At 37.1% G+C, this 14,497-nt stretch carries 12 protein-coding genes; all 12 read right to left on the bottom strand.

Annotated elements, in window-relative coordinates:
* Positions 1-58: 58 nt before the first annotated feature.
* Entirely contained in the window at positions 59-457 is a 399-nt protein-coding gene (locus SK086_RS07905; protein WP_290876043.1) for a response regulator, read from the bottom strand.
* A complete protein-coding gene (locus SK086_RS07900) occupies positions 454-1,959 on the bottom strand; it encodes a PAS domain-containing sensor histidine kinase (protein WP_324690801.1) in 1,506 nt (501 codons plus the stop codon). Before SK086_RS07900 ends, SK086_RS07905 begins: the two co-directional genes overlap by 4 nt.
* A 211-nt stretch (positions 1,960-2,170) precedes the next feature.
* Positions 2,171-3,961, bottom strand: a complete 1,791-nt coding sequence (locus SK086_RS07895; RefSeq protein WP_324690799.1) for an acyl-CoA dehydrogenase family protein — start codon at positions 3,959-3,961, stop codon at positions 2,171-2,173.
* Positions 3,962-3,985: 24 nt separating this feature from the next.
* Positions 3,986-5,167: an acetyl-CoA C-acyltransferase gene (locus tag SK086_RS07890; RefSeq protein ID WP_324690797.1), complete on the bottom strand. Its 1,182-nt coding sequence runs from the start codon at positions 5,165-5,167 to the stop codon at positions 3,986-3,988.
* 4 nt (positions 5,168-5,171) lie between these two features.
* The gene (locus SK086_RS07885) at positions 5,172-7,562 is read right to left on the bottom strand and encodes a 3-hydroxyacyl-CoA dehydrogenase/enoyl-CoA hydratase family protein (protein ID WP_324690795.1); all 2,391 of its coding nucleotides are present in this window, start codon (positions 7,560-7,562) and stop codon (positions 5,172-5,174) included.
* A gap of 110 nt (positions 7,563-7,672) precedes the next feature.
* Complete coding sequence (locus SK086_RS07880) at positions 7,673-8,104, bottom strand: MarR family winged helix-turn-helix transcriptional regulator (RefSeq protein WP_290875738.1); 432 nt, start codon at positions 8,102-8,104, stop codon at positions 7,673-7,675.
* Between the two features lie 169 nt (positions 8,105-8,273).
* On the bottom strand, positions 8,274-8,513 hold the full coding sequence (locus SK086_RS07875; protein WP_324690792.1) for a YtxH domain-containing protein: 240 nt from the start codon (positions 8,511-8,513) through the stop codon (positions 8,274-8,276).
* Between the two features lie 23 nt (positions 8,514-8,536).
* A complete protein-coding gene (locus SK086_RS07870; protein ID WP_324690790.1) occupies positions 8,537-8,689 on the bottom strand; it encodes a lmo0937 family membrane protein in 153 nt (50 codons plus the stop codon).
* A gap of 109 nt (positions 8,690-8,798) precedes the next feature.
* Positions 8,799-11,138 (bottom strand): glycosyltransferase, encoded by a 2,340-nt coding sequence (locus SK086_RS07865; RefSeq protein ID WP_324690788.1) that lies wholly within the window; start codon positions 11,136-11,138, stop codon positions 8,799-8,801.
* A gap of 1 nt (position 11,139) precedes the next feature.
* Positions 11,140-12,174 carry a glycoside hydrolase family 130 protein gene (locus SK086_RS07860; protein WP_324690786.1) on the bottom strand — a complete coding sequence of 345 codons (1,035 nt, stop codon included), beginning with the start codon at positions 12,172-12,174 and terminating at the stop codon, positions 11,140-11,142.
* 295 nt (positions 12,175-12,469) lie between these two features.
* Positions 12,470-13,924: an OmpA family protein gene (locus tag SK086_RS07855; protein WP_324690784.1), complete on the bottom strand. Its 1,455-nt coding sequence runs from the start codon at positions 13,922-13,924 to the stop codon at positions 12,470-12,472.
* A 237-nt stretch (positions 13,925-14,161) separates the two neighbouring features.
* A complete protein-coding gene (locus SK086_RS07850) occupies positions 14,162-14,464 on the bottom strand; it encodes a DUF892 family protein (protein WP_324690782.1) in 303 nt (100 codons plus the stop codon).
* Between the last annotated feature and the right edge of the window lie 33 nt (positions 14,465-14,497).

Genomic DNA, 14,497 nt, shown 5'->3' with positions numbered 1-14,497 from the left:
CTGAGAACTTACAGCGGTGTTTAGGCTATTGTTTAAATTTGATGGAATGAATTTTTGGTTATAATGACATTACCAGTTCGGAGAATTTATCTTTAGTTACCGGCTTTATGATAAAATCACTCACTGAACTCATTTTTTTTGCTTTTATCAAATCATGGGGTGATATGGAAGATGAACAAATGTAAATGATAATTTTTTGTGTTCTTTCGCTTTCCAAATGCGAGAATTCATCCAGAAATTGCCAGCCGTCCATGATGGGCATAGACAAGTCTAAAAAGATGACATCGGGTAAATTATACTCGGAATTGAGGTTTTCTTTTAAGTAGTTCAAGGCTTCCAGTCCGTTACTAAACACCTTAATTTCTTTGACGTAATCTGTTTTTTCGATGATTCGTTTGGTAATGAACACAAAAGTGTCATCATCATCAACCAGGGCAAGTAGTTCGATTTTTCTCATGTTATTTGGGATTTAAAAAGTATATAAAATGTACTGCCTTTATCAGGAATGCTCTCAATCCATATTTTGCCACCCATAGCTTCAACTTGTGTTTTGGTCATAAATAACCCGAATCCTTTTGCATCCGGATGCTTATGGAATACTTTTCGTATTTTAAACATATTGTGTTTGTGCATTTCCAAATCAATTCCAAGTCCGTTGTCAGAGATGGAGAGTATGGTTCCATCCGGATCAACTTGAGTTTTAATATCTATTGTTATGTTTCTGTTTGGCGATTTATATTTTAAAGCATTACTAATTAAGTTGGTTAGAATACTATCTATGTAAAGTTGAGGATAAGAAATGGTGTTTATTTCATTAAAATCACAGTTTATTTTGGCGTTGTACATTTGTATTTGACCTTCAAATCCGTTTAAAATTTTTCTTGTGGTTTCATTCAAGTCTATTGATGTTGATTCTATATCGGTATCTTGCCTTACTTGTAAAGATTCAACTAATTCGTCTAAAAGACCGCTTAGATGATTGATTACAGGTTGAATTTTATGGAGCACTTCATTTTTTTCATCTAAATCATCACAGGATTCCATATAATCTAATAATATGGAAATGTTTACTAATGGAGCTCTCAAATTATGAGAAACTATGTTGCAAAAATCAACCAATTGTTTGTTTTGATATTCGGTGTTAATCAGCATTTTAGCTATTTTTTCTTCTCCTTTTTTTCGCTCTGAAATATCTGAACGAATAGCTACATACTGATAAGGCTTTCCATGCTCGTTTAAGAAAGGTACTATGGTTGTATCAACCCAATAGGCAGTTCCGTCTTTGGCTTTGTTTTTCAATTCACCTTTCCAAACTTTTCCTTTGGCGATGGTTTGCCATAGTTCCTTAATGAAACTTGCTGAATGATAAGAAGAATTAATAATCTTGTGGTCTTGTCCTAATAATTCTTCTCTACTGTATTTTGATATTTCACAGAAATTGTCATTGACGTGTGTAATGATTCCTTTTTGATCAGTGATGGCAACTATTGAAGATTCATCAAGAGCATATTTGTAATCTGAAATCTCTTTAATTTTCTTTAATAATTCTTCCTCAGCAATCTTTCGCTCTGTGATATCATAACGGATTGAAACATATTGATATGGTTTACCGTTACTATCTAAAAAGGGAACGATAGTAGTGTCAACCCAATATATTGTGCCGTCTTTTGCTCTGTTTTTGAGTTCTCCTTTCCAAATCTTGCCTTGTGCAATCGTTCTCCAAAGATTTTTAACAAACTCTTTTTTGTGATAACCCGAATTAATAATTCGATGGTCTTTCCCTAATAGTTCTTCCCGAGAATATTTAGATATTTTACAAAAGTTATCATTGACATGGTTTATAATCCCTTTTTGGTCTGTTATAGCTACAATGGACGATTCATCAAGTGCATATTTGTAATCGGAGATTTCTTTGATCTTTTTAAGAAGTTCAAACTCATCTCCTTTTTTTTTGCTCATACCTAAACAATTATTACTCGATTTTAACTCATTTTGCTTAACTTGGATTTAAAGGTTTTCATCAAATTTAAGTAAATAATTTCATGTATATTTTTTAAAAGTGTTAAATGTTTAACATTTGTTTAATTTTCTTTGTGTGATGTGATTAAAAATAAAAAAAAACCACCTATCTAAATAGGTGGTTTTCAACACAATTAACTTAACTAAAAATCTAAAAACAATAGCTATTTTCCGCCACTAGTTTAGCGGTAATAGTTTCTCTTAAACCAACAATATTCGGCATGTTGGTATATTTTGTAAAGCGACGTAAGCCCATTAACATCATGCGTTGTTCATCGCCTTCTGCAAAAGATATGATACTCTCTTTTCCTTTTTGGGTAACGATGTCTACAGCTTTGTACAAGTACAATTTAGCCATGGCAATTTGTTCTTTGGATTTGTCTTCACCTTGTTTTTTGGCCAATTTCTCGGTTCTAAGGATAGTACTTTCAGCTATATAAATTTCGATTAACATATCAGCCGCTGCGGTTAACAATTGCTGATGTGCATCTAAGTCCATACCATATTTTTGAACGGCAGCACCAGCGACCATTAAGAACGCTTTTTTCAATTTGGCGATCATTTCTTTTTCTTCCGATAACAATTCAGAATAATCCGGTGTTTCAAAAGACGGTATGCCCATCAATTCTTCTTGCACTTTCATGGCCGGACCTAATAAGTCTACGTGTCCTTTCATGGCTTTTTTGATTAGCATACCCACAGACAACATACGGTTGATTTCGTTGGTTCCTTCGTAGATACGGGCAATACGAGCATCTCTCCATGCGCTTTCCATTGGCGTGTCTTCTGAGAATCCCATACCACCGTAAATTTGAATCCCTTCATCGGCACAGTTTTGTACATCTTCAGAAACGGCAACTTTTAAGATAGAACATTCGATAGCAAATTCTTCCACACCTTTTAATTCGGCTTCTTGGTGGCTGGCACCTTCGGCTTCGCGAATTTTGATGCGATTTTCAATGTCTTTGGCAGCACGATAGGTAGCACTTTCTCCGGCATAAGCGGAAGTGGCCATTTCGGCTATTTTGTAACGAATGGCACCAAAACTAGAAATCGGCGTGTTGAATTGTACTCTTTCGTTAGCGTATTGAATGGCATTAGAAGTCACACGACGTTGTGCATCCAAACAAGCCGCAGCCAATTTGATACGCCCAACATTTAAGGCATTCATAGCAATTTTGAAACCTTCGCCGCGACCGGCCAACATATTTTCTACCGGAACTTTGGTTTCGTTGAAGAAAACTTGTCGGGTAGAAGAGGCACGAATACCTAATTTATGCTCTTCTTCATTCATAGTGATGCCGTTACTCGGATCGTTTTCTACAATAAATCCGGTAATGTTTTTATCATCTTCAATGCGAGCAAAAACGATGAATAGCGAACAAAATCCGGCATTGGAAATCCACATTTTTTGTCCGGTGATGCTATAATATTTACCATCTTCTGAAAGTACGGCTTTGGTTTTACCCGAATTCGCATCCGAACCTGCACCCGGTTCGGTTAAACAATAAGCGCCAAACCATTCACCTGAAGCTAATTTCGGTACATACTTTAATTTTTGTTCTTCGGTTCCGTATAAGGTAATCGGCATAGTACCAATTCCAGTGTGCGCTCCGAAAGCTGTAGAGAAAGATCCGGTAGCTCCTGAGATATAATCGCATACCAAACAAGTATCCACAAATCCCATTCCCATACCGCCGTAAGCTTCAGGAACCGCTACACTTAAAAAGCCCATTTCTCCGGCTTTGCGCATCATTTCTTCGGTGAAAGCATAGTCTTTATGCTCAAATCGATCTTTATTTGGCCAAATTTCTTTGTCGACGAATTCTTTTACCGAATCGCGCATCATGATTTGTTCTTCGGTGAAATCTTCCGGAGTGAAGATGTCTTCGCACTTGGTTTCTTTTACGAGGAATTGACCTCCACGAGTGATATCGCTCATAGTATATGTTTTTTTAGTTGTTGTTTATAATAATTCGTAAACTCCTGCAGCGCCTTGACCGGTTCCGACACACATAGAAACGATACCGTATTTGTCTCCACGACGTTTCATTTCGTCAAATAACTGTACTGATAATTTAGCTCCGGTGCAACCTAGTGGATGTCCTAACGCAATTGCGCCACCATTTACATTAATGATATCAGGATTGATGCCTAATTCACGTGTAACCGCTAAGGCTTGGGAAGCAAAGGCTTCGTTTAATTCAATTAAGTTGATGTCGTTCAAGTTTAATCCGGCTTGTTTTAAGGCTTTCGGAATGGCTTTTACCGGTCCGATTCCCATAATTCTCGGTTCAACACCGGCTGCGGCATAACTTACCATGCGCGCGATAGGCGTAAGGTTCAATTCTTTTACCATTTCTTCGCTCATGATGAGTACAAAAGCCGCTCCGTCACTCATTTGTGAAGAATTCCCAGCCGTCACACTACCATCAGCGGCAAAAACTGGTTTTAACCTTCCTAAAGCAGCGGCATTGGTGTCGGCTCTGGGACCTTCGTCTTTAGTGACAGTATAGGATTTGGTTTCCTTTTTACCGTTTTCGTTGATGAAAGTTTGCTCCACCGTAATGGGTACAATTTGCTTGTCGAATTTGCCTTCTGCTTGTGCTTTGATGGCTTTTAAATGAGAGTTTAAGGCAAACTCATCTTGGTCTTCTCTGGACACGTTGAATTGTTTAGCCACAGCCTCTGCGGTTAGTCCCATTCCCCAATAATAATCTTCGTGACCTTCTGCGGCTACACGGTAATCTGGGGTAGGTTTGTAGCCTCCCATAGGAATAAAACTCATACTTTCAGCTCCACCTGCAATGATGCAATCGGCCATTCCGCTTTGGATTTTTGAGGTCGCCATAGCGATGGTTTCTAAACCTGAGGCACAATAGCGATTTACGGTTACACCCGGAACATCGGTCACTTTTAATCCCATTAAGGAAATCAAACGCGCTACATTTAAACCTTGTTCGGCTTCCGGCATGGCGTTACCCACCATGACGTCATCGATACGGGTTTTGTCAAAATCAGGCAGTTCATTCATCATAAACTGAATGGTTTCTGCAGCCAACTCATCGGGTCTTTTGAAGCGGAATACGCCTTTGGGTGCTTTGCCGACGGCAGTTCTGTATGCTTTTACGATATATGCTGTTTTCATCTGATTAATTTCTTAATGGTTTTCCTTTGGTTAACATGAATTGGATACGCTCTAATGTTTTTCTTTCGGTACAAAGCGATAAGAAAGCTTCTCTTTCAATATCTAATAAGTACTGTTCTGAAACTAGTGTCGGTTCAGACAAATCTCCTCCGGCCATGACATAAGCTAATTTGTTGGCGATTTTTTGATCGTGTTCCGAAATGTATTGTCCGGCTACCATTTGGTCAGTTCCAACCAAGAACATTCCCAAGGCTTGTTTTCCAAGCACTTTGACATCTTTTCTTGGGATAGGCTGAGTGTAACCGGCTTCGGCCATTAATAAAGCGTGTTTCTTGGCTTCGGCTATTTGTCGGTCTTTGTTTACAACAACGATGTCTTTCCCTTTTTGTAAAACGCCCATATCAAAAGCTTCATAAGCTGAAGTGGCTACTTTAGCCATAGCTACCGTTAAAAAGTATTCTTGTAAGGTATTTAATTCTACATCATTTTTGCGATACAAATCCGCTGCTCTCAAAGTCATTTCTTTAGAACCACCACCGCCGGGGATAACGCCTACTCCGAATTCCACCAAACCAATATAAGTTTCAGCCGCAGCTACTACTTTATCGGCGTGCATGGTCATTTCACAACCACCGCCTAAGGTCATACCGTGTGGTGCTACCACAACCGGAATAGAAGAGTAGCGACAACGCATCATGGTATCTTGGAACATTTTGATGGCCATATTCAATTCGTCATATTCTTGTTCGACGGCCATCATGAAGATCATTCCGATATTGGCTCCGACAGAGAAATTAGCCGCTTGATTACCGATTACTAATCCGTTGTATTGTTTTTCGGCTAAGTCTATGGCTTTGTTAATACCGACTAAAACATCACCGCCAATAGTATTCATTTTGCTCTGAAATTCAAGGTTTAAGATACCATCACCTAAATCGTGAATTACAGCACCGCTGTTGCTCCAAACTTTTTTACTTTCTCGGATATTGTTTAGAATGATAAAGCTGTCTTGTCCGGGAATTTTGGTTTGCGACTTGCTTTGAATGTTGTAGTAGTATGTCGCACCTTCTTTAATAGTGTAGAAACTGGTGTTGCCTGAAGCTATCATTTCGCCTATCCAGGCAGCCGGTTTTAAACCTTCTGTTTCCATCAATTCAATTCCTTTTTGTACACCGATGGCATCCCAAATTTCGAACGGACCGTTTTCCCAACCGAATCCGGCTTTCATGGCATCGTCTATCTTATAGAAATCATCAGTAATTTCAGGTACTCTGTTGGATACATAAGCAAACATAGCCGCAAAGTTCTTTCTGTAGAATTCGCCGGCTTTGTCTTTGCCTTTAACCAAAACTTTGAAACGATCTATCGGTTTGTCGATGGTTTTGGTCAATTCTAAAGTGGCAAATGAAGCTTTTTTAGCAGCTCTGTATTCTAAAGTATTTAAATCGAGTGATAGGATTTCTTTACCTTCTTTTTTGTAGAATCCTTGACCGGTTTTGCTTCCTAACCATTTGTTTTCCATCATTTTGTTGATGAAATCCGGTAATTTGAACAACTCATGGGCTTCGTCATTCGGGCAGTTTTCGTATAAACCATTGGCCACGTGTACCAAAGTGTCTAAGCCTACCACATCAACAGTTCTGAAAGTAGCCGATTTTGGACGACCGATTACCGGACCGGTTAATTTGTCTACTTCTTCAATGGTCAAATCCATTTCTTTGACCAAATGGAACAAACTTTGGATTCCGAAAATACCGATACGGTTTCCGATAAAAGCCGGAGTGTCTTTGGCAACAACCGATGTTTTTCCTAAGAATTTAGAACCGTAGTCGAACAAGAAATCCAATACTTCATTACTGGTTTTTGGTCCGGGAATGATTTCAAACAATTTTAAGTAACGTGCCGGATTAAAGAAGTGCGTGCCACAAAAATGGGCTTGAAAATCATCGCTTCGGCCTTCGCTCATAAACTGAATCGGAATACCGGAAGTGTTAGAGGTTACCAGCGTTCCCGGTTTTCTGTATTTGTCGATTTGTTCAAAAACTAATTTTTTGATGTCCAGTCTTTCCACAACCACTTCGATAATCCAATCATAATGGGCTATTTTGGCCATATCATCGGTAGTGTTTCCGGTAGTAATTCGGGAGGCGAATTTCTGACTGTAAATGGGCGATGGGTTCGACTTTAGCGCATTAGCCAAGTGATCGTTAACCAAACGGTTGCGAACAGCTTTGCTTTCTAAGGTCAATCCTTTCTTTTCTTCGGCTTCGGTTAAAGCATTGGGCACAATGTCCAAAAGCAATACTTCGACACCAATGTTGGCAAAATGGCAAGCAATTCCGGAACCCATGATTCCCGAACCGATTACAGCCACTTTTTTAATTGTTCGTTTCATATGTTTTTTGTTCTTTATAATTATGTTTGTTTGAGCTTGTAGAAAATCTTTTATGGGATGAACACTTCGACAAGCTCAGTGTGACAATTGTATTATTATTTGTTTTTGTTCTAAAAAACCTTCTTTTCAGTAATCAATTCGTTGATGATGTCGGCGACTTCCATAAAGTGCTGGAGTTTTTCTTCAGGTACGTTTTGCTTAACCACATCGTTGAATTTTAATACTGTGATTTTCGATTGCTCTCTCATTTGTTTTCCTAAGTCGGTTAAGTAAATGAGAACGCCGCGACCGTCATCCGGATTTTTTTGGCGGTAGATCAATCCTTTTTCTTCCAGTGTTTTTAAAGTTCGGGTTAGGCTGGTGGCTTCCATTCCCATTCGGGAGCTTATATAAGTTGACGGCGTACCATCTTCTTTATCTATACTTAACAGCGCAAATCCGATAGCCATGGAACCATCAAATTTCGAGGCTTCTTCGTTGTACATTCGGGCTACCGCTTGCCAAGTTGCACGAAGTATATAATCTATAGTTTTATCTTTCATACCTAATTAATAGCACTAAAACGATTTCGTTCTGAATTCAAAGATAATAAAATATATTATGCGCGCATACTATTTTTAAAAAATATTTAATGTAGTAACAATAATATAATGTTGTAAAACAAAAAACGCCCGAGTTTCCCCGAGCGTTACATTTTTGAAAAAAGATCATTTATTTGATTTGATGATCTGTGACAATTTCTTTGGCTTGTTCCAATACATTGTCATATTTAGTGGCTACGGTATTGTAAAACTCTTCAATCTTATCTTTAATTTCCTTGGTGTAATTGCTTCCTTTTTTCATGATTCTTTTTCTGGTTTTTGATCCCTTGGCGGGTGCAAATAAAACTCCGGCGAGTGCGCCAATAGCTAAACCACTTATTAACCCTAAAACTACTTTGTTTGTGTTCATGATAATTTTTAATTTATTAATATTTATATTTTTTTTCCTTGTATTACTCTTAATATAATAGCGATTATTGCAATTACCAATAAAATGTGAATGATGTTTCCTGCACTATAGGCAAAAAATCCAATAGCCCATAAAATGATTAGTATGACAGCAAAGGTGTATAAAAGATTATTCATAATTTATGTTTTTAATTGGTTCTTAAAATCAGTATAAAGTTAATATTCAAAGATTTAAATGGATTATACAATTAAATATTTGAGTTGTATTATTCTCATTTTGTATTCTTTATTGGGTATTATATGCTCTGATGAATTCAATTTGTTTTTGAGGGTTTATTTTAAGGGATTTTATCCGAGAGCTTTTTTGAGTTTTAAGATTGTTCAGCCTTCTTTTTTTTCTGTTTTCCTCTAACGTCATTCGGGCCATTAAATAGCTTACTGTAGATTCGGCTCCTTGGTTTAAATTGATATTGAATTCTTCTAAACCATCATAACAGCCACCGGTGCAGGGATTATAAACAATTTGGTTTAGATGATTTTTTCCCAAAAACCAATGGAATGCAATTTCCATTTTTTGTTTATAATCCTCGTTTTTAAAAGTATCATAGAATTTGCTTAAAGCTAAAATTGTGTAAGCTACATCGATGGGTTGTTCACCCCCAATGATTTCTTTTTTCCTATCAGCGTCTTTATGAAGCCAGCCCTTGTTTGAAATAACCTTAATACTGTTTTCGGAAAATATTTCGGATAGTAAAAAGTCGAAAGATGTACAAGCAATTTCTTTATAGGCTTTGGTTCCCAATGTTAGGTAAGCACAAAGCATGGCTTCGGGCAGTATACTGTTTCCATAGGTTAAATAGCTCTCGTACCATTGCCATTTCACTTTGCTTTCATGTTTGTACATTTGAACCAATTTATCAGCCAAATGTTTGGTTAAGTCAGTGTATGATGGTTTTTCTTCCGGTTGATTACTGTAGTAGATACCTTTGATTATAAATGCCATTGCTCTGGGAGAATGAATATCCATAACGTTAGAAAGCGCTAACTGTAACACAGCTTTGGCTTGTAAAATCAGTTCTTTTGGCAGTATATCAGTATTAGAAATTAAATACCCTAACGCCCAAATAGCCCTCCCGTTGGAATCGGAGAGGTTGGTTTCATTGTTTTGATCGGTGAAATTTTTACCTTCATCAAGGTAATTCAAAAACGATCCTTTGTCAATCCAACTGTTTTTAATAAAGTTGAAATATAGGGTAATGTATGCTAGATCGGATTTGTTTTTATAACTTCTGTAATGTTGACAAATAGCCACTAAAGCTCTGGCGTTGTCGTCGAGTGTATATCCTGAGCCAATATCCGGTTGATTGATGTTGCAGAATTGAATCATCCCGTAATCGGTTGTTAATCTTTGTAAGTGATTCAAATTGATTTTCGGCATTTTGTATTTAAAACACAATCTGTTTTTTGTTATTTTTTCAAAAACAAAGGCATGGGCGATTGCGGTATTTTCCCATGCTGTTGGTGCCATTTTATGGATAGCGTTGGTTGAAATAGTAGCGCATAATTCTTCATCTTCCAATAACTGAATGACTTTTCTCGCTAACTGTTTGTGATTTTCAAAATCTACAATAACTCCGGTTTCTTGTTGTAATACTTCTATTGCATGCGGTATTGGTGTTGAAATGATAGGGCAGCCACAACTTAAAGCATAAGAAAAAGTGCCACTAACCGCTTGATTTCGGTCTTTTGAAGTGAAGAGATAAATATCGGTTAATTGCAAATATTCTAATAAAGTGTTCAAGGGTAAGTACTCATTCATAAAAAGTACATTCTCTTGCAAATGCAGTGCAATGATTTTGGCTTTCAAAGTTTCCCTGTATTGTTCACCTTCTTCTTTGACCACGGCGGGATGCGTTTTTCCTATGATTAAAAACAATACGTTAGGATATCTTTTTACAATCAAACGTAAAGCATTGATTGTTGTTTCTATTCCTTTTCCGGAACTTATGAGTCCGAATGTGGCCAATATTTTTCGGTCGCCCAAATGATATTTTTCTTTTAAAACGGATTTGTTTAAATGGGTCACCAAATGCGTCCCATGAGGAATAACATCAATTTTACTTTTATCTATTCCGTAATCTGATTTCAAAATTTCGGACGAGGTTTGTGTCATTACAATGATGCCTTGAGCAATATTGTTTATATTCTTAACCAGGTGTTTTATTGCCTCATTAGGTTTAGGTAAAACCGTATGAAAAACCACTAATAGCGGTTTGTTTATTTGCGTTATGCATGCTAACAGATTTGACTCGAAGTTTCTGAAAAGGCCAAACTCATGTTGTATCACAACAATTTCAATGTTTGGATTTTGTTTAATTTTCAGTGCAACTTCATTGTATGAAGCAGGATTGTCAGTTTGAAGAACATAGGCAACTTCTTTTGAATAAATGTGTTTTTTTGTCGACAATTCCAGTGCGCAAATCTTTATTCGGAAAGTTTTTTTAAACTTGTTTTGGAGGGCAACAATCAAATCTTGTGTATAGGTTGCTATGCCACATTCTCGGGGTGGATAAGTGGTGAATATAACGATTTCCGGACGAACGGCTTTTGGGTTTGTTTCTTTCATTTTAAATTTTATTTAGCATTAATTCTGCAAGTAATGCCGACAAGCTGGTTGAGGCACAAGCAATTCTTTCATCGGCAGCTCCGTAATAAATGTAAAGTGTATCCTCAAAGACTACAGCTCCGGTTGGGAAGCATACATTGTTTACTTCTCCTTTAAGTTCCCAATGAAACTCGGGTACAAAAAGAGGATAGGGTAAACGAGCCAATTCTTTTTGAGGGTTTTCCAAATCCAATAGGGCGGCACAAGCAGCATAAACATAGCCTTCTAATGAATCGTGTACACCGTGGTAAATAAGAAGCCATCCGAATGCTGTTTCGATAGGAGGACAACCGCCACCGATATAGCTGACTTCATGTTTGTATTTTGGTTGGAGAACAATGTATTCATTAAAATGAAGAAAGTACTCTCGCCAAAACTGCGGCGTCAAGTCGGTCAATTTTTCTGTAGCAACTACTAATTGAATTTCCGGTCTTATTCGATGTAAAAACAACAATTTACCGTTTATTTTTCTTGGAAAGAAAATCAAATTTTTATCCCAAATAAGCATTGTTTCTCCCTCTTTTTTAGGAATTCTGTCATGTTGGTTGTACCGGAAGTATTTGTCGTTTATCATTCCTTTGCTAGCCGCTAATGCATTGAATTCTTCATAGGTTATTTGCGGAACAATTATGCCTTCTCTCTCAAAATGAATCAAGTCTTTTGAAGTCGCCAAACAACCCAAAGCATTCACACCGTCATAGGCCGTAAATGTCAGATAGTAAGTATCTTCAATTTTTACAATTCTTGGATCTTCTATGCCTTGACTTTCATAATCAAATTCAGGAGATAATAGCGCTTCTTCGTTTCGAGTTTCTATAAATAATGGGCCTTTGAGTTTGCAATATCCAATACTGGAGTGATTGCCTTCACGAACTGCTCTGTAGAGCAGGTGGACAAAGTTACCTTCCCTTATAGCGGCCGGATTTAATACGCCTTCATTTTCAAAGGCATGATTGGTTTTTTGAAGCAGTATACCTTCTTTAATAACTTTAATCATTGACGATAATTGGGTTATAGGGTTAAAATCAATAAAAAAATGATGATTAAAATCGCCCCGAAGTATAGGTTAGTACTATGCGAATGGATTTTGGAAAAGACCTTTGGTAACAGTTTTTTTTTCATGTTTATACCTGTTAAAATACATACTAAAGGTCAGGCTGTTTTGTTTGAAACTGCTTATAAAAAAGCTTTTTAAACTTATATTATTCCCATATTTACTTTAATATGCGACAAAATAAAAAGGCTGTCGTCAAGACAGCCTTTTACAAACATTTGAGTTCAAAAGATAAACACTAATAAGTTGTTCTTAATTCTACTCTTCTGTTTTTTGCTTTCCCCAGTGCGGTTTCATTACTTGCAATTGGTTTGCTTTCACCAAATCCGGTTGCGGTTATCCGACTATCAGCAATCCCTTTTTCAATTAAATAGATTCTAACAGCATTGGTTCTTTTTTGCGATAATAACTGATTGAACTCATCCGATCCGTTGCTATCGGTGTGACCGTCTATATACAGATTGGCTCCTTCGTATTTGTTTAGAATTTTAACCAACTCATCCAGTAAGACCAGAGAGGCAACTTTAAGTTTATCACTGTTGTTTTCAAAGAAAATTTTACTACCGATGTAGGTAATTCTTACTGCATCTTGTTTGGCTATTTCGGGACATCCTTTGTTTTCTATTGTTCCTTTAGTATTGGGACAACGGTCATCAATATCAGGGACACCATCACCATCGCCATCAGGACAACCTTTTAGACTTGATGGACCATAGTCGTTCGGGCATCGATCGGTGTCATTCATAACTCCGTCTTTGTCATCATCTAAAGGACAACCATTGCTATCTACTTTATTTCCCGGTGGCGTATTGGCACACTTATCATCTAAATCAGCTACTCCGTCACCATCAGTATCCGGACAACCTTTTAGGGTTGCAGTACCTTTGGTATCGGGGCAACGATCACTCAAGTCGGTTACGCCATCATTATCTCGATCCGGACAACCATTCATTAATACATTTCCAGAAACATCGGGACAGGCATCTAAATAGTCGGCTACGCCATCATTGTCTTTATCCAATGGACATCCTTTTTTATCTACAGCAACTCCGGTTGGTGTATCCGGACATTTATCGTTGTTATCGGAAACCCCATCATTATCAGCATCTTTTTTTTCTCCAAGATTGAATGTTAATCCGGCCATATGCATCAGATAGTCATCATTTTTACCGGCAACGGCACCATCTCTTTTGTCGTTATTGGTAAACATAAATCTCTCTTGAAGGTTTAATGAAACTACGGGTGACAATCGAAAATTGATTCCTCCACCAACGACTGGGAAAGTGGTGTCAATCTTTTCTTTATGAAAATTTAATTGGCTGTCGAACAAAATGACCCCAATTCCTCCAAACATATATGGTCTGACGAAATATTCAGGGCCGAAAAGGTTAAGTCTTAAATCGACCGCCGCTGAACTGTAATCATTTTTATAACCGGTGACACCGCTGTCATAACCCAACGTTCCTCGGGTATACAATAGGTTTAAGTCTATATATTTCCATAAATATCTTGAAACCGTAATGCCTCCAAAGCCATACATAGTTTTGTCTGTTTTGTACCAATCTCTTCCTAAATCTCCATGGTATTGAATGATACCGCCGTAGAGCCCGATGTTCCATTTTTTATCTTCTGTTTGGGCTTTTGTTCCGATTGCAGATGCCAAGCACATACATAATAGTAGTAGTTTTTTCATGTTGTATTTATTTAAATATTAAGTACAAAGGTCATACACCTTGTTGGCGATGTTGTTATACAACAATTGTTATAGTTTGTGTTATTCACACATAAAAAAAGTCCTGTTGAGTATGAACAACAGGACTCTAATAAATGGTTTCACATTTATTAAACCAACCAAAACAAATCGTTATTTAGTTTTTAGTGTAGTAATGCTGTAAAGAAGCTAGTACAGCATTTATTTAGAACAAAATCGTTATTTGATAATGGATTGGTTAAGCTTTATTATGGAAGGTATTCTTTTTTCTAACTTTTCTATATGATTCCTTGTATAGATTATATGGATGGTCAGCATTTCAACCAATTCAAAAGTAGTTGCATTACTTATCAGCATTGGGATGGCAATCAAGAGCTCTTTTTCATGCCAATAAACTTCTTTTAATTCATTCATTAACAATTCTTTTTCATCCCAATTTTCTTTAGTTTTATTAAAGAGTATTGTTTTGTTACTTTGGTTTGAGTAGGGCTTGGACAACTTTTGGGGTATATTGTTTTTCATTATGCATCGGTTAAAAGTTTTGTACAAACAAAG

Origin of the sequence: Flavobacterium cheonhonense (assembly GCF_035671315.1) — a bacterium.
In the GTDB taxonomy this organism is placed as follows: Bacteria; Bacteroidota; Bacteroidia; order Flavobacteriales; family Flavobacteriaceae; genus Flavobacterium; species Flavobacterium cheonhonense.
This window is presented reverse-complemented; position numbering and strand designations above follow the sequence as displayed.